Origin of the sequence: Azospirillum sp. ST 5-10, from assembly GCF_051225715.1 — a bacterium.
Taxonomy (GTDB): Bacteria; Pseudomonadota; Alphaproteobacteria; order Azospirillales; family Azospirillaceae; genus Azospirillum.
The window spans coordinates 1-15,251 of sequence record NZ_JBPJSP010000018.1; the positions used below are offsets into that span (position 1 = coordinate 1).

Here is a 15,251-nt window from a genome sequence, read left to right on the forward strand (position 1 = left end):
CTCGTCCTTGTACTTGTTGTAGATGTACTCCGAGGCAAAGTGGTTCTTCACCACCTTGTCCTCCATAACCCCCATCCGCGTCTCCTCAACCGCAAGCTTCGCCAGCGGTATCCGCGCGTTCGCCGCCGCCAGGGCCGCACACCGGAAAATCAGATCAACACGGTCCTGGGAGAACTCCGCGTACTGCCTCTGCGCGTTCCGGACCTTGGAGACGAGGGCGTCGAGATCGGCGAGGGTGGAGATGGGCATGGCTTTCGGCTCCGCTGAAGGGAGGCGCCCCGTCTGGCGGCGCGGGTTGGTTGGCCGGACTATGGGGTGGGCCGGGGGCCGCCCCCATGACTCAGGTCAAGGGTTCGTGTCGTCGCCCGGGCCCTACCGCTTACGGCATAGAAACCGGAACCGCCGAGCCAACGCTGCGTTGCGAAGCGTGTAGCTGCGCGAAGCGTGTGCCTCCTGCCTGCCTTCGGATTCGGGAACCTCATCATGACCGACACGCGACACCGGCCCTTCCTGCTGGCCATGGCGATCCTGCTTGCCCTGATCGGCTTGGGGGTCGGCGGCGCCGGGGTGTGGCTGATCGCGCTCGGCGGCTCCTGGTATTATCTCGTGGCCGGCCTCGGTTTCCTGGCGACCGCCGCCCTGCTCGTGCGCGGCAAGGCGGCCGCGCTGTGGGTGTACGCGCTCGTGGTGCTGGGCACCCTCGCGTGGGCGGTGTGGGAGGCCGGGCTCGACTGGTGGCCGCTGGCCGCGCGCGGCGACGTCGTCTTCGTGCTCGGCGTCCTGCTGCTGCTGCCCTGGGTCACCCGCGGCCTCGGCCGCGACGACCCGTTGCGCCGGCCGGGCGAGCTGCCGCGGCCGGTCACCCCGTTCCGCCGCTCCGGCCTGGCGCTGACGGGGGCGCTGGCGGTCGCCCTGGTGGTCGCCGCGGTGTCGTGGTTCGTCGACCCTCACGACGTCGTCGGCACCGCCCCGGCGCCCCGCGCCGAGGTCGCCGGCGACGCCCTCGGCGTCCCGCCCGGGGAATGGCACGCCTACGGGCGGACCGCCTACGGCCAGCGCTATTCGCCGCTGGCGCAGATCACGCCGGAGACCGTTTCCGGGCTCCAGGTGGCCTGGCGCTACGACACCGGCGAGGTGGGCCGCCAGCCCGGGGACCCCGTCGAGACCACCTTCGAGGTGACGCCCCTGAAGATCGGCGAGCGCCTCTTCCTCTGCACGCCGCACCAGAAGGTCATCGCCCTGAACGCCACCACCGGCGAGGAGATCTGGCGCTACGATCCGGAGATCCGCGACCGGCTGGCGCTGCAGCACCTGACCTGCCGCGGCCTGTCCTATCAGCCGGCCTCCGCCGCGACCGTGACCGCCTCGCCGGTGCCCGGCCCGGCGGCCGAGGCCCGGGTGGAGGCGGCCCGCGCCGCCGTGCCCGACCTGCCGGTCGCCGCACGGAACGCCGGGCGGATGGCGGACTGCGGCGCCAAGCTCTTCATGCCGACGGCCGACGGCCGGCTGATCGCGCTCGATCCCGACAGCGGAGCGGTGTGCTCCAACTTCGGCGGCGGCGACGGGCAGATCAACCTGTGGGCCAACATGCCCAACGTCCGCCCGGGCGCCTACTATTCCACCTCGCCGGTGGCGGTGGTCGGCAACCTCGTCATCGTCGGCGGCACGGTGCTCGACAACGTCTCGGTCGACGAGCAGTCGGGGGTCATCCGCGCCTTCGACATCGCCACCGGCGACCTCGTCTGGAACTGGGATTCCGCCAGGCCGCAGCAGACCGCGCCGGTCGCCCCGGACGCCACCTACACCGCCAACTCGCCCAACAGCTGGTCGATCTTCAGCGTCGATGCGGCGCTCGGCATGGTCTACGTGCCGCTGGGCAACCAGCCGCCGGACCAGTGGGGCGGCAACCGCAGCCCGGCGGTGGAGCGGACCTCCTCCTCGGTGGTGGCGCTCGGCGTGGCGACCGGCGAGGAGCGCTGGATCTTCCAGACGGTCCACCACGACCTCTGGGACTACGACGTGCCCTCGCAGCCGACCCTGATCGACCTGCCGATCGGCGGCGAGATCGTGCCGGCCCTGGTGCAGCCGACCAAGCAGGGCGAGCTCTACGTGCTCGACCGCCGCACCGGCCGTCCGGTCCTGCCGGTGACCGAGGTGCCGGTGCCGCAGGGTGCCGCCGAGGGCGACCACACCGCCCCCACCCAGCCGGTGTCGGCCTTGTCCTTCGACCCGCCGCCGCTGAGTGGGGCCGACATGTGGGGGGCCACCCTGTTCGACCAGCTCGCCTGCCGCATCCAGTTCCACCAGCTGCGCTACGAGGGCCGCTACACCCCGCCCTCGACCCGGGGGTCGATCGTCTATCCCGGCAATTTCGGTGTCTTCAACTGGGGCGGCATCGCCGTCGACCCGCGGCGCCTGATCGCCTTCACCACCCCGGCATACCTCGCCTTCACCTCGGAGCTGGTGCCGCGCGCCGATGACGAGACCCTGTACGTGCAGGGGGAGAACCGGCCGGAAGGCAGCCTGCCGGCCCTCAACGAGAACTTCGGCGCGCCCTTCGCCGCCAAGCTGGCGCCGCTGCTGTCGCCCCTCGGCATCCCCTGCCAGGAGCCGCCCTGGGGCTACGTCGCCGCGGCGGACCTGACGACGGGCGACATCCTGTGGATGCACAAGAACGGCACGGTGCGCGACCTCGCCCCGCTGCCGGTGCCCTTCCGGATGGGCGTGCCGGACCTCGGCGGCCCCATCGTCACCGCCGGCGGCGTCGCCTTCATGTCGGGCACGCTCGACTATTTCGTGCGCGCCTTCGACGTGACCACCGGCGAGCAGCTGTGGGAGGACCGGCTGCCCGCCGGCGGCCAGGCGACGCCCATGACCTACGAAGGCGCCGACGGCCGCCAGTACCTGCTGGTGGTCGCCGGCGGCCACGGCTCGCTGGGGACGAAGATGGGGGATTCGGTGATCGCCTACGCGCTGCCGCGGCCGTGACGCGGGCCGGGACGGTGCGGCGGCGAGAGCCGGCCGCACCGCCGTGTCCTACTGCTCGCCGCGGCGCAGCCGGTCCAGCACCACCGCGACGATGATGACGACGCCCACCGCCAGGATCTGGTAATAGGCGGAGATGCCCAGCATGTTCATGGCGTTGGACAGCATGCCGAGGATCAGCACGCCGTAGAAGACGTGCAGCATGCCGCCGCTGCCGCCGGTCAGGGCGACGCCGCCCAGCACGACGGCGGCGATGGCCTGCAGCGTCAGGCCCGGTTCGGCGGTCGGCTGGGCGGCGCCGATCCACGCGGTGAGCACGAGGCCGGCGACGCCGGCGACGAGGCCGCTGAAGCCGTAGACCAGCATGGTGTAGAACGCTACGTCGACGCCCGACTTCAGGGCCGCCGACCGGTTGGAGCCGATCGCGTAGATGTAGCGCCCCAGCACGGTCCGGCGCAGGATGACGGCGCCCAGCAGCAGGACCGCCGCGGCGATCACCGCATTCACCGGCACCCCGGCGATGCTGGCGAAGCCGATCCGCTCCGTCAGCTCGGGCGGAATGTCGTAGATCGGCACGCCGTTCGCGAGGATCAGCGCCAGCGCCTGGGCGACCGACGCCATGCCGAGGGTGACGATCAGGGGCGACGTCCGGAGATAGGCGATGATGGCGCCGCTGATCAGGCCGGTGCCCAGCCCGATCACCGCCATCAGCGCGACGCCGCCCTCGACGCCGATGACCGGCATGGCCAGCACGCCGGCGACGCCGGCCAGCGACATGATCGACGACATCGACAGGTCGAGACCGCCGTTGATGATGGTGTAGGCCTGCCCGACGGCGAGGATCATGAGGGGGGCGAGCTGGCTGGCCAGGTTGGCGATGTTGCTGCCCGAGATGAACTTCGGCTCGACGGCGCTGACGCCGAGAACCAGGGCAAGGATGAAGGCGGGAAGGATGGCGTCGGCCATCTCGAACCGCCGGCGGCTCTCGCGGGCCTGGACCAGCGGCAACGCTCTGGAGCGCATCATGGGATCATCCTGCATGAGGGTTAGGCCGAGGCGGCGGACGGCGGGTCGTCGTCCGCCGCCGGCTTCCTGCCAAGGACGTCCGCCACGATCGCGGGCTCGTCGTCGAGCGTGGGCGGGCTGTAGACGTTCACGATGTGGCCGTCGATGATGGTGTAGACGGCGTCGCACAGGGCGATGGTCTCCGCGAGATCGCTGGACACCAGCAGCACGCCCAGCCCCTCGGCGGCGCGTTCGCGGATGAGGTCGTGGATGTCGCGTTTGGCGGCGATGTCGACGCCGGCGGTGGGGTCCTCCAGCACCACCAGCTCGGCGCCGCGTTCGAGGCAGCGGCCGAGGATGACCTTCTGCTGGTTGCCGCCGCTCAGGCTGGTGATGGGGTCGTCGGCGGTGCGGTAGCGGGTGCGCATGCGGGCCAGCTGCCCTTCCGTCCGCCGGCGTTCGGCGGCGTCGCTCAGCACGCCCGCCTTGTGATGGCGGCCCAGCTGGGTCAGCATCAGGTTCTCGCGGATGCTGCGGTTGGGCAGGATGCCGTTGGCCGCCCGTCCGGAAGGCAGATAGGCGATCCCCAGGCGCGCCGCGGCCGCCGGATTGCGGGGCCGGTGCGCGGCACCCCGCCGGGAGATCCCCGCCTCGCCCATCTCGCCCAGCCCGACCACCGCCCGGGCCATCCGTTCGCGGCCGCAGCCGACCACGCCGTAGAGACCGACGATCTCGCCCTGACGCACGCTGATCGAGGCGAGGCGGCCCCGGCGGGCGGGCAGCCCCTCGAAGCGGATGATCTCCGCACCGGGGCGGGCGACCCGGGCGGTGGCGACGGCGGCGCGATGCTCCCCCGTCAGCTTGGCGATCACGAACTCGGCGTCGATCTCCGGCGTCAGGGCGAAGGAATCGACGAGGCGCCCGTCCTTCATCAGGCTCACCTGGTCGGCCACCTCGACGACCTCGTCCACGTGGTGGGTGACGAAGATGACGGCGGCGCCGTCCGCCTTCACGCGGCGGATGATGGCGAGCAGCTTCTCCTTCTCGGCGACGCCCAGCATGGCCGTCGGCTCGTCGAGGATCAGCAGGCGCGGCTGCTGCGCCAGGCCCTTGACCACCTCGAGCAGCTGCTGGTTGGCGACCGACAGGGTGCGCACCGGGGCGTCGAGGGCGAAGGCGAGGCCGAAGCGGTCGAGCAGGGTGCGGCAGAGCGCCTCCTCGTCGCGCCGGCGCAGCCGGGCCAGCGGGTGGCGGCGCCGTTCCATGCCGAGGCAGATGTTCTCGCGCACCGTCAGGTGGGGAATGAGGGACAGCTCCTGGAACACCATGGCGACACCGTGGCGCCGGGCCTGCGCGGTGCCGCGCAGGGCGACCGGGGAGCCGTCGATCAGCACCTCGCCCTCGTCGGGCCCGTAGAGCCCGCCGAGGATCTTGCCGACGGTCGATTTGCCGGCGCCGTTCTCGCCCAGGATGCAGTGCACCCGGCAGGCGTGGAAATCGATGGAGACGCCGTTGAGGGCCCGCGTCGGGCCGAAGCTCTTGCTGACATTCCGCACCGCCGCCACGGGGGGCGTGGCGGCGGTCGGGGGAGGCGGGTGGGGCATCGAGGGTCCTCCTGGTTGCGCGCCGCGGCCGGGGTGTCGCACGTGATCGTCGCGGCGCACCGTCACAGGGCGGCGGTCGCCGTCACCTCGAACAGGAACGGCTCCTGCACCAGCCGGTCGACGATCAGCAGCGTCGCCGGCGGGTAGGCGCCGTCCGGGAACATCCCCGGGAACGCCCGCCGCCGGTATTCCATGAGCTTCGGGATGTCCTGGGAGTGCACGAGGTAGTAGGTGAGCTGGACGATGTTGCCCCAGCCGGCGCCGCAGCCCTTCAGGACCGCCCCGATGTTGGCGAACACCTGCTCGCACTGGCGTTCGAAGTCGCCGGCGCCCACCACCTGGCCGTCGGCCGAGGTCGAGAGCTGGCCGGAGATGAACAGGAGCTCCGATGCCCGGACCCGGGCCACCTGCGAGTACTGCCCGAGCGGCTTGCCGGTTCCCTCGGGATTGACGATGCGGATTTCGCTCATGCCCTGACTCCGATTGTATACTCGTAGGCAGAAAAGCGCCCGGTCCTTCGCCCGGGCTCGGGCCGGGCGGCGGCGGCGGCGGGAGTGGCCGGCGCCGCTGCGGCGCGGCTCACGCCAACGTCTCGCTCGGAGCGCGGACCACGGCCTCGACCTCGATCAGGAATTCCTCCTTCACCAGGCGGTCGACGATCAGCAGGGTGTTCGGCGGGAACAGGGGGCCTTTGAATATTTCGGGAAAGAGCGCCGCCCGCAGCGTCATGAAGTGTTCGATGTCCTGTGCGTGGACGAGGAACGTGGTGAATTTGACGACGTCGTCGTATCCACAGCCAAGGCCCTTCAAAACATCGCCGAGATTGCCGAAGACCTGATGAAACTGGGCGGCAAAGTCATTCTTTCCGGCGACACTGCCGTCCGCGGCAACGGACAGTTGGCCAGCAACGAAGAAGAGAGGGCCGCTCGGAACATGCGTTGCGTGTGAATACAGCCCCTGGGCGGGGCATGCGCCGTCCGGATTGACGTAGCTGATCTGGGTGCTCACGAATTCGTCTCCTTGATTACCCTCCGGGGCGGCCCATTCGCGGGCGCCGCCCAAACCTGACTTGCATCGTAAGGTTCATCGTGTATGATGCGCAACAGGAAATTGGATACACGTATTCTGTTCTGCGCGCGGCCGGTACGCCGGCTCGGCCGACCGGGCGCCGGTCGCCCGGCCGCAGGCGCGATCCAGCCTCGGAGTGAACGATGTCTCTCAAGGAATTCACGTTGGACGTCAGGGGGGTGAAGGCGCAGTGCTGGGAGGGCGGCGAGGGCTTTCCCGTGCTGCTGTTCCACGGCTCGGGCCCGGGGGCGGCCTCGCTCGGCACCTGGCGCTTCGTCTTCGAGCCGCTGATGGAGCGGTTCCACGTCTACTGCACCGACCTGATCGGCTTCGGCCAGTCCGGGCGCAAGCCTGAGCCGCCCTATTTCGACCTGGACCTGTGGCAGGCGCAGGCGGAGGCGCTGCTGGACGCCGTGCCCGGCGATGCGGTCGGCGTGGTCGGCCATTCCATCTCCGGCACCATCGCCATGCGGCTGGCGGCGCGGTCGCGCCGGGTCGTCAAGCTGATGACGACCGCGACCATGGGCGCGAGCTTCCTCCAGACGCCCTACACCGGCATGTGCTGGACCTTTCCCGAGACCAAGGAGGACCTGCGGCGCACGCTGATGGCGCTGATGCACGACCATTCCGGGATCACCGACGACCTTCTCGAGTCGCGCCTGAAGATCCTCCACGACGGCGTCTACGGGCCCTATTTCCGCAGCATGTTCGCCGGCGACAAGCAGGCCTACATCGAGGCGGCCACGGTGTCGTCGGAGGATCTCGCGCGGATCACCTGCGAGGTGATGATGATCCACGGCCGGAACGACCTGCTGTTCCCGGCCGAGGTCACGACGACGGCGCTGTCCCAGCGCCTGCCCCAGGCGGACGTCCTGCTGCTCGCCCGGTGCGGCCATCTGCCGGCCATGGAGCATCCCAAGCAGGTGGCCGGCGCCATGCGCACCTTCTTCGGCTGACCGGCCGAAGCCACGGATACCCGATCGATTCAAAAGGCGGAGCGAACAATGGCACGAGTTGTCACGGCGATCAGCATGTCCCATGCGCCGGGCGCGGTGGGATGGGCGGATTCGCCACCGGCCGATCAGCGCCAGCGGCTGGCGCAGATCCACGAGTCCCTGCGCCAGCGTCTGGCCGACGCCCGGCCCGACGTGATCGTCGCCTTCCTCGACGACCATTTCGAGAACCACTTCCGGACGCTGATGCCGACCCTGTCGATCGGCGTGGCGCCATCGCACAGCGGTCCGGCCGACTACATGATGGAAGCCCTGAAGTTCGACGAGAAGGTGGTCCTGCCCGGCTGCCCCGAACTGGCCGAGGAGATGCTGCGCAAGCTGGTCCACACCGGCTTCGACGTCGCCCGCATGGGCGAGATCGAGTACGGGAACAACCTGCTGGTGCCGCTGAAGTTCATCCGCCCGGAGTTCGACATACCGGTCATCCCGCTGTTCATCAACGTGTTCTCGCCGCCGCTCATGCCCTACGACCGGGCCTACGCGTTCGGCGCCGCGGTGCGGCGGATCGTCGACGAGATGCCCGACGACCTGCGGGTGGCGTTCCTGGCGACCGGCGGCCTGTCGCACTGGCCGCCGGTGTGGACCGAGGGCGCCCCGGAGGACGACGCCTTCCTGCAGCGCATGAAGCGCTACCAGAGCGAGGGCAAGGCCGTCCTCGCCGAGGACCCCGGCCTCTACTCCGACCTGGCCGGCTACGAGATCGACATGATGAACCGCAAGCAGTGGCCGCTCGGGTTCCAGCATCCCCTGGTCAACGAGCACTGGGACCGCGAGATGCTGGACGGCTTCGCCAAGGGCGACGTCGCCTACATGCGGGCCCTGACCTACGAGGAGGTCGAGGAGCGGGGCGGCCACGGCGGCCACGAGGTGCTCAACTGGGTCGCCCTGATGGGCGCCATGAACGGGGCGCCGGCGGCCATGGTCGCCTACGAGTCCGTGGTCGAGTGGATCACCGGGATGAGCTACGTCGCGTACGACGCGGCCGCGTGACCCTCCTGCCCGCGGGGCATGACGACGGGGGGCGGGACCATGTTCCGCCTCCTTTTTCATGCCCGCGCGTCCGTTGAGTCCATCGAGCCCCGGAGCCGATCGTGTCCGACAAACCCTCGTCCGCCGTCCCGCTGCTGGTGGCCGGCGCCTATTTCATGGAGATGCTGGACGGCACCGTGATCACCACGGCGCTGCCGCAGATGGCCCGGTCCTTCGGCGCCGACCCCGTCGACCTCAACGTCGGGATGTCCGCCTACCTGCTCACGGTGGCCGTCCTCATCCCGATCAGCGGCTGGCTGGCCGAGCGCTTCGGCGCGCGCCGCGTGTTCACCGCCGCCATCGCCCTGTTCACCGTCGCCTCGGTGCTCTGCGGCCTCAGCGACAGCCTGTGGACGTTCACGGCCGCGCGCGTCCTGCAGGGCGTCGGCGGCGCCCTGATGGTGCCGGTCGGGCGCCTCGTGGTGCTCGGCGGCACCGGCAAGCGGGATCTCGTGCGCGCCGTCGCCATCATCACCTGGCCGGGTCTGGTCGCGCCGATCCTGGGGCCGCCGGTCGGCGGCTTCATCACCATATACGCCTCCTGGCGCTGGATCTTCTTCCTGAACGTGCCGCTCGGACTGCTGGGCCTGGCGCTGGCGCTGCATCTGATCCGGACGACGGCGCCGCCGGCGCCGCGCCCCTTCGACTGGTGGGGATTCCTGCTGGTCGGCTTCGCCTGCCTCGGCCTGACCTACGCTGTCGAGCTGCTGGGGCAGCAGGCGGCGGGCGGATGGGCGGTGCCGCTTGCCCTGCTGGCGGCCAGCCTGATCGCCGGGGTCGCCAGCGTCCGCCACGCGCGGCGCGCCCGCCACCCGCTGATCGCCTTCGACGCGCTGCGCATTCCCACCTTCGCGGTGACGATCTGGGGCGGTTCGGCGTTCCGCATCGCCATCAACGCCATTCCGTTCCTGATGCCGCTGATGTTCCAGCTGGCGTTCGGCCTCGACGCCTACCAGGCGGGGCTGCTGGTCCTGGCGATCTTCGCCGGCAATCTGGCGATGAAGCCCGGCACGACGGCGGTGCTGCGCCGCTTCGGGTTCCGGACGGCGATGATCGTCAGCGGCCTGGCCAACGTGGCGACCATGTTCGCCTACGCCCTGTTCACGCCGCAGACGCCGACCGCGGTCGTCGTGCTCCTCCTGTTCGTCGGCGGGATGGCCCGTTCGATGCAGTACACCTGCGTCAACACCATCGCCTTCGCCGACGCCCCGAAGGACGGCATGAACGGTGCCAACACGCTCTTCACCATGGCCCAGCAGGTGTCGCTCGGCCTCGGCATCGCCGTCGGCGCCGTGGCGCTGCGGATCGCCGACGCCGTGGCACCGGCCGACGCGCTGGCCCGCTTCCACGTCGCCTTCGGCCTGGTCGGCGTGATCGCCCTGGTCGCCCTGATCGACGTGCTGCGGCTGGCGCCGGACGCCGGGGCCGCCGTCAGCGGCCATCGGCGCTACGCCGCGACGGAGTAGGGCACGCGAAAGGGGCGTGCCGGGCTGGCCGGCACGCCCCGTCCGGTCGGCGCGACCGGTCGCTGGCCGATTACTGGCCGGTCACTGGCCGGTCATTGGAACGCGTCGATCGACCAGTCGGCCGGCGGCACGTCGGTGAGCTGGTAGGGATAGTGCGGCGCGGTCTCCTTGGTCAGCACCTGCTGCGGGATCACCAAGGTCGGATAGGGCGAGCTCTTCACCTCGGTGAGGTTGGGCATGTCCAGCCCGTCGGCCTTGCGGATCGCGTACTGGACCATCAGGCGCCCCATCAGGATCGACGGCTCGGTGCTCTCGCCCAGCAGCGTGCCGTCCTCGAGCATCGGGAAGATCTTGGGAACGACGGTGCTGGACACGACGCCGACGTCCAGCTTGCGCTGCTTCACCGCCTGGGCCGCGCCCATGCCGAGGGTGATCTGGGGAGTGAAGAAGAACTTGGCGTCCGGATTCTTCTGCAGGAGGTCGGAGGCCTGGGACAGGGCGTAGGAGATGCTGATGGCGCCGCCGACCGGCCCCTCGACGACGGAGAGGCCGGGGCAGGCCGCGGCCGCCTCCTTGAAGCCCTCGGCGCGCAGATGCGCCCATTCGGCGCCGGCCGGGCCGGGGATCGACAGCGCCTTGGCCTCGCCCGCGCCCTTGCGGGCGCACACGAACTCGCCGAGGCCGCGGCCGATGCTGGTGTCGTCCTGCACGACGCCGAAGTCGACGGCCTTGCTGTTCACCGGGATGCCGCCGGCGACGACCATGATCCCCGCCTTCTTCAGCGAGGACAGGATGGGATCGTAGCCGTCGTAGGCGGCCGGACCGAGGACCAGGACGTCGATGCCCTTGGTCTTCATGGTCTGGATCTGGGAAAATTGCTGGGACACGTTGCCGTAGGCCCCGGCGACGGAGATCTGGACCACTTCGGCGCCCGACCGCTTCGCCTCGTCGGCGATGCCGTAGGCCATCCCCTTCCAGTAATCGTCCTGGAGATGGACGACGGTGACCCCGAAGCGCAGCGGCTTCTTGGCGGTGACCGGCTCGATCAGACCGAGGAAGCGGTCGGGCTCGGCGGCCCGGGCCGGCGCCGCCGCGAGCGTCGCGGCGAGGATGCCCAGCGCGGCCAGCGCACCGGCGGTGCCGTCCTTCAGTCCGCGGAACTTGACATGCGACCACATTGACGGAACTCCCTGTGATTCTTATGGCTGCATACCTGGATACAATTATCCTATTATCTCGCAGGCGCCAACAGGAATCGGCGTGCGCCGGCGCGCCGCCGTCCCGCGCGCGAAGCGGAAACGACGAACGCGGCCGCCGAATCAACGGCGGCCGCGGCGGCGGCGCATGGGGGGCGGGCGGCGGCGGGAGGGCGTCAGCCGGCGAGGGCCTGCTGCTCCTGCCGATGCCGGAGGAAGTTGATCACGCCGATGGAGGCGGTCGCCACATGGTGGCTGAAGGTGCGTTCGGCGAGGACGCTGTTGTGCGACCGCAGGGCGGCGACGAGCGCCAGGTGCTCGGCGCCCTCCATCTCCGCCCGCTCGTAGACGCGGTTGTAGAGCAGGAGATACGGCCGGACGGAGGCGCGGATCCGCCGGATCTCGGCGACGAGGCGCCGCCGTCCGCTGGACACGCAGATCAGGTCGTGGAACTCGTCGTGCAGACGCAGCCACTGCTGCGCGTCGGCGGACACGCGCTCCATGCGCTCCGCCAGGGCTTCGAGCTCCTCGAGCTGGGCGTCGGTGATGCGCTCGGCGGCGCGGCGGGCCGCCAGCCCCTCGAGAGCGGCGCGCATCTCGAACAGCTCCTCGACGTCCTCCGGCTCCAGCGGCGTGACGATGGCGCCGCGGTTGGGGCGGTTGGTGACCAGGCCTTCCGTATCCAGTTGCACGATGGCCTCGCGCACCGGCATGCGGCTGATGCCCAGGATACCGGCAATCGCCGCCGGATTGAGCTTCGTTCCGCCCGCAATGCTGCCATCCACGATGCGGTCGCGGATGTACTGGTAGGCGCGCTGCTGGGCGGAATGATGGGCGTCATCCTCACGGAAGGGCACCAAATCTCTCCTTTTCGAACCGAAGGCGGACGGTGTCACGCCGGTCCGCCGGCATTGGATGGTGATATACTCTTTCACCGTGCGATTGGGAAGACCCAAGCGGAAACGCTGTGCCGGAGCGGCGGCGGGCCCGGGGAGTGCCACCATGCGGCGCAGATGCGGGTGACGGCAACGCCGCAGGTTGGTCATTGACAGCGGGCGCCGGCCCGTGTTGTATCCAATTATACACGGATCAACGATGGAGCCGAAGGCATGAACGCCCTAGCCCCGCCGGGAGCGGCCACCTGGGATCGCGAGGAGATCTCGCTGGGCCTCAGCCCGCCGATCAGCCACTACACCGACGCGGTGCGGTTCGGGAACCTGCTGTTCGTGTCGGGGATCGCCCCCCTGGATGGCGATCTCAACGTGGTCGGCGCGGACGTGGTGGAGCAGACCCGCCACATCTTCACGGTCCTGGGCCGCATCCTCGACAGGGCCGGCGCGACGTTCGGCGACGTGCTGCGGGTGACGGTGTACCTCGTCGACGTCGCCGACCGGACGAAGATCAACCCCATCCGCCAGGAGCATTTCGGCGCCCACCGGCCGGCGAGCACGCTGATCGGCGTCCGCGAACTGGCGATCCCGGGCATGAAGGTGGAGATCGAGGCGATCGTCGGCCTGCGCCATGGCTGAGACCGGCCGAGGAGGGGACATGGACATGGAACGGACGTCGTCGGACAGGCGCGGCACGGTGCTGTTCGGCAAGGTGTTCGACGGCACGCTGGACCCGCCGCTGGACGACGGCGCGGTCGTCGTGGAGGGCGAGCGCATCGCCTGGGTGGGGCCGCGGGAGCGGCTGCCCGAGCGCTACGCCACGCCCGACCACGCCCGGATCGACCGGCCGGGGCGCAGCATCACGCCCGGCCTGATCGACGGGCACACCCACATCTCCTTCGGCAACGCCCGGTCGGAGGAGGAGCTCGCCCTCTACACGCCGGTGGAATACCGGGCGATCAGGGCCGCGGTGAACGCCCGGCGGGTGCTCCAGGCGGGCGTCACCAGCGCCTTCGACGCCGCGAGCACCTACGACGTCGCCGTGAACGTGCGCGACGCCATCGACGCCGGTCTGGTGGAAGGGCCCCGTTTCGTCGCCTCGGGCAAGCAGCTGACCACGCACCAGGGGCTGGAGGATTCCTTTCCCAACAACCTGGCCTGGCCGCCGGGACAGGCGGCGGTGCTGATCAGGAACCGCGACGATCTGGTGGAGGCCGTCCGCTACCAGGTGAAGGACCGGGTCGACTGCATCAAGGTCTCCGGCTCCAACGACCTGATGATCACCCCGGACTCCCTGGACGGGGCCGCCTTCACCCTGGAGGAGTTCCGGATCGTCGCCGACGAGACGCACCGTCTCGGCCGCATCTGCTCGGTGCACGCGCGCTCCCGGGACGCCTGCCGCGACGCCTCCAAGGCCGGCTTCGACGTCCTGTTCCACGCCTCCTACATCGACGACGAGGGCATCGAGAACTGCCTGAGGCAGGACCTGACCATCACGCCGACGCTGACCTTCCTCGCCAACATCGTCGACGCCGCCGAGGGCAGCCACGCCTCGTCGGCGGCCGACGGGGTGAAGCGCGAACTGGAGGCGGCGGTGGAGGCGCTTCCCCGCGCCTACAAGGCGGGCGTGCCCCTCGTCTGCGGCTCGGAGTCGGGCTGGTGCTACGTGCCTTACGGGGACTGGCACGCCCGCGAGCTGCAGCTCTTCGTCGAGCTGCTCGGCATGACGCCGCTCCAGGCGATCCACGCGGCGACCTTGGCGGCGACCCGCTGCCTGAAGCGGTTCGGCCATGACGTGGGCAAGCTGGAGGCCGGCCGCTACGCCGACCTGCTCGTCATCGACGGCGACGTCGGCGCCGACGTCACGCTGTTCCAGAAGAAGAGCCGGATCGACGCCATCCTCAAGGGCGGACGGCCGGTCGACCGCACGCCGCCGCCCGAACCGAGGGAGTGGTTCTTCGAGCGCCACAAGCTGTTCCTCGACGGCCGCCTGCGCTACGACGAGGCGACCGGCAGAGGGTACGTGGCCCGGCGCTGACGGCGTGACGGGGCGCGGGTTCAGTAGCCCCGCCCGCGCTCCACCAGATGGGTCAGCGGCTCGCCCGCCCGGTGCCGGCGGATGGCGTCGGCGACGTGGTCGGCGCAGGGGCCGGGGTGGGTGACGCCGGCGACGTGCGGCGTCACGCGCACCTTGGGATGGCTCCAGAAGGGATGGCCGGGGGCGAGCGGCTCGTCCTGGAAGACGTCGAGGCTGGCACCGGCGAGGTGGCCGCTGTCGAGGGCCGCCAGCAGGTCCTCCTCGACCAGGTGGCCGCCGCGGGCGGCGTTGACGACGACCGCCCCCGGCGGCAGGGCGGCGAACGCCCGGCGGTCGAGAATGCCGCGGGTCTCCGGCGTCAGCGGCAGCAGGCAGACCAGCACGTCGCTGCGCGCCAGCAGCGTCGCCAGCCCGTCCGCCCCGTGCCGCGTCTCCACGCCGGCCAGCGTGCGCGGCGTCCGGCTCCAGCCCGTGACGGCGAATCCCAGCGCCGTCAGCGCCCGCGCCGCCGCCGTTCCCAGCTCGCCGAGGCCGAGAAGGCCGACCCGCACCGTCGCCGCCGGCCGGTGGCCGAGCGGCCGCCACACGCCGTCGCGCTGCTGGGCGGCGTAGGCGTCGGCCTTGCGCTGCCAGCGCAGCACCTCCATGGCGACGTAGCCGGCCATGTCCTCGGTCAGGCCGGCCGCCACCATCCGCACCAGCGGCAGCGGCGGCAGGGTGGGGTCCTGCAGCAGCGGCTCCACCCCGGCGCCGAGCGACAGGATCAGGCGCAGGTTGGGCAGGCCCGCCAGCAGCCCGGGCGGCGGCTTCCACACCAGGGCGTAGGCGATGTCCGCGGGATCGCCGAGGTCGGGCCAGACCCGCACCTCCAGGTCGGGCAGGCGGTGGCGCAGTTCCGCGGTCCAGGCCGCGGCGTCGTCGGAGGCGGAGCAGAAGAGCAGGGTGGTGGCCATCGGT

At 70.7% G+C, this 15,251-nt stretch carries 14 protein-coding genes; 6 read left to right on the plus strand and 8 right to left on the minus strand.

All coding sequences use genetic code 11. From position 1 onward, the window contains the following. Nucleotides 1-249, minus strand: a 249-nt coding sequence (locus ACSBPG_RS19220) for a hypothetical protein (RefSeq protein ID WP_435538814.1), incomplete at its 3' end; no start/stop codon positions are given. Between the two features lie 234 nt (nucleotides 250-483). On the opposite strand from ACSBPG_RS19220, the gene ACSBPG_RS19225 reads away from it, so the two are divergent. Continuing rightward, the gene (locus ACSBPG_RS19225; protein WP_435538815.1) at nucleotides 484-2,988 is read left to right on the plus strand and encodes a membrane-bound PQQ-dependent dehydrogenase, glucose/quinate/shikimate family; all 2,505 of its coding nucleotides are present in this window, start codon (nucleotides 484-486) and stop codon (nucleotides 2,986-2,988) included. Nucleotides 2,989-3,036: 48 nt separating this feature from the next. Here the strand turns inward: ACSBPG_RS19225 and ACSBPG_RS19230 are convergent, their stop codons facing one another. From ACSBPG_RS19230 to ACSBPG_RS19245, 4 genes are all read right to left on the minus strand, one after another. Next, on the minus strand, nucleotides 3,037-4,011 hold the full coding sequence (locus ACSBPG_RS19230) for an ABC transporter permease (protein WP_435538816.1): 975 nt from the start codon (nucleotides 4,009-4,011) through the stop codon (nucleotides 3,037-3,039). Nucleotides 4,012-4,031: 20 nt separating this feature from the next. Then, on the minus strand, nucleotides 4,032-5,594 hold the full coding sequence (locus tag ACSBPG_RS19235; RefSeq protein ID WP_435538817.1) for a sugar ABC transporter ATP-binding protein: 1,563 nt from the start codon (nucleotides 5,592-5,594) through the stop codon (nucleotides 4,032-4,034). Between the two features lie 62 nt (nucleotides 5,595-5,656). Further along, nucleotides 5,657-6,064, minus strand: a complete 408-nt coding sequence (locus tag ACSBPG_RS19240; RefSeq protein WP_435538818.1) for a RidA family protein — start codon at nucleotides 6,062-6,064, stop codon at nucleotides 5,657-5,659. A gap of 109 nt (nucleotides 6,065-6,173) precedes the next feature. Next, the gene (locus ACSBPG_RS19245) at nucleotides 6,174-6,602 is read right to left on the minus strand and encodes a RidA family protein (protein ID WP_435538819.1); all 429 of its coding nucleotides are present in this window, start codon (nucleotides 6,600-6,602) and stop codon (nucleotides 6,174-6,176) included. A gap of 203 nt (nucleotides 6,603-6,805) precedes the next feature. Here ACSBPG_RS19245 and ACSBPG_RS19250 point away from each other — a divergent pair, with 203 nt between their 5' ends. The 3 genes from ACSBPG_RS19250 to ACSBPG_RS19260 all read left to right on the plus strand — a co-directional run bounded on the left by ACSBPG_RS19250 (nucleotide 6,806) and on the right by ACSBPG_RS19260 (nucleotide 10,170). Then, nucleotides 6,806-7,618: an alpha/beta fold hydrolase gene (locus tag ACSBPG_RS19250; protein ID WP_435538820.1), complete on the plus strand. Its 813-nt coding sequence runs from the start codon at nucleotides 6,806-6,808 to the stop codon at nucleotides 7,616-7,618. Between the two features lie 48 nt (nucleotides 7,619-7,666). After that, a complete protein-coding gene (locus ACSBPG_RS19255; RefSeq protein ID WP_435538821.1) occupies nucleotides 7,667-8,665 on the plus strand; it encodes a hypothetical protein in 999 nt (332 codons plus the stop codon). A 101-nt stretch (nucleotides 8,666-8,766) separates the two neighbouring features. Beyond that, nucleotides 8,767-10,170, plus strand: coding sequence for an MFS transporter (locus ACSBPG_RS19260; RefSeq protein WP_435538822.1), 1,404 nt, complete (start codon nucleotides 8,767-8,769; stop codon nucleotides 10,168-10,170). Between the two features lie 92 nt (nucleotides 10,171-10,262). Here ACSBPG_RS19260 and ACSBPG_RS19265 read toward each other — a convergent pair whose 3' ends face one another. Together ACSBPG_RS19265 and ACSBPG_RS19270 are read right to left on the minus strand one after the other, a co-directional pair. Then, a complete protein-coding gene (locus tag ACSBPG_RS19265; RefSeq protein WP_435538823.1) occupies nucleotides 10,263-11,348 on the minus strand; it encodes a substrate-binding domain-containing protein in 1,086 nt (361 codons plus the stop codon). Nucleotides 11,349-11,542: 194 nt separating this feature from the next. Continuing rightward, complete coding sequence (locus tag ACSBPG_RS19270) at nucleotides 11,543-12,223, minus strand: GntR family transcriptional regulator (protein WP_435538824.1); 681 nt, start codon at nucleotides 12,221-12,223, stop codon at nucleotides 11,543-11,545. Nucleotides 12,224-12,475: 252 nt separating this feature from the next. On the opposite strand from ACSBPG_RS19270, the gene ACSBPG_RS19275 reads away from it, so the two are divergent. Together ACSBPG_RS19275 and ACSBPG_RS19280 are read left to right on the plus strand one after the other, a co-directional pair. After that, nucleotides 12,476-12,895 carry a RidA family protein gene (locus ACSBPG_RS19275; protein WP_435538825.1) on the plus strand — a complete coding sequence of 140 codons (420 nt, stop codon included), beginning with the start codon at nucleotides 12,476-12,478 and terminating at the stop codon, nucleotides 12,893-12,895. Between the two features lie 19 nt (nucleotides 12,896-12,914). Then, entirely contained in the window at nucleotides 12,915-14,294 is a 1,380-nt protein-coding gene (locus ACSBPG_RS19280) for an amidohydrolase family protein (protein WP_435538826.1), read from the plus strand. A 20-nt stretch (nucleotides 14,295-14,314) separates the two neighbouring features. On the opposite strand, the gene ACSBPG_RS19285 is transcribed toward ACSBPG_RS19280, so the two are convergent. Next, on the minus strand, nucleotides 14,315-15,247 hold the full coding sequence (locus ACSBPG_RS19285) for a 2-hydroxyacid dehydrogenase (RefSeq protein ID WP_435538827.1): 933 nt from the start codon (nucleotides 15,245-15,247) through the stop codon (nucleotides 14,315-14,317). Between the last annotated feature and the right edge of the window lie 4 nt (nucleotides 15,248-15,251).

Bases quoted from the DNA above. Each gene is read 5' to 3' on its own strand.
- ACSBPG_RS19225 (WP_435538815.1), top strand. From the start codon at position 484: ATGACCGACACGCGACACCGGCCCTTCCTGCTGGCCATGGCGATCCTG.
- ACSBPG_RS19230 (WP_435538816.1), bottom strand. From the start codon at position 4,011: ATGATGCGCTCCAGAGCGTTGCCGCTGGTCCAGGCCCGCGAGAGCCGC.
- ACSBPG_RS19235 (WP_435538817.1), bottom strand. From the start codon at position 5,594: ATGCCCCACCCGCCTCCCCCGACCGCCGCCACGCCCCCCGTGGCGGCG.
- ACSBPG_RS19240 (WP_435538818.1), bottom strand. From the start codon at position 6,064: ATGAGCGAAATCCGCATCGTCAATCCCGAGGGAACCGGCAAGCCGCTC.
- ACSBPG_RS19250 (WP_435538820.1), top strand. From the start codon at position 6,806: ATGTCTCTCAAGGAATTCACGTTGGACGTCAGGGGGGTGAAGGCGCAG.
- ACSBPG_RS19255 (WP_435538821.1), top strand. From the start codon at position 7,667: ATGGCACGAGTTGTCACGGCGATCAGCATGTCCCATGCGCCGGGCGCG.
- ACSBPG_RS19265 (WP_435538823.1), bottom strand. From the start codon at position 11,348: ATGTGGTCGCATGTCAAGTTCCGCGGACTGAAGGACGGCACCGCCGGT.
- ACSBPG_RS19275 (WP_435538825.1), top strand. From the start codon at position 12,476: ATGAACGCCCTAGCCCCGCCGGGAGCGGCCACCTGGGATCGCGAGGAG.
- ACSBPG_RS19280 (WP_435538826.1), top strand. From the start codon at position 12,915: ATGGACATGGAACGGACGTCGTCGGACAGGCGCGGCACGGTGCTGTTC.
- ACSBPG_RS19285 (WP_435538827.1), bottom strand. From the start codon at position 15,247: ATGGCCACCACCCTGCTCTTCTGCTCCGCCTCCGACGACGCCGCGGCC.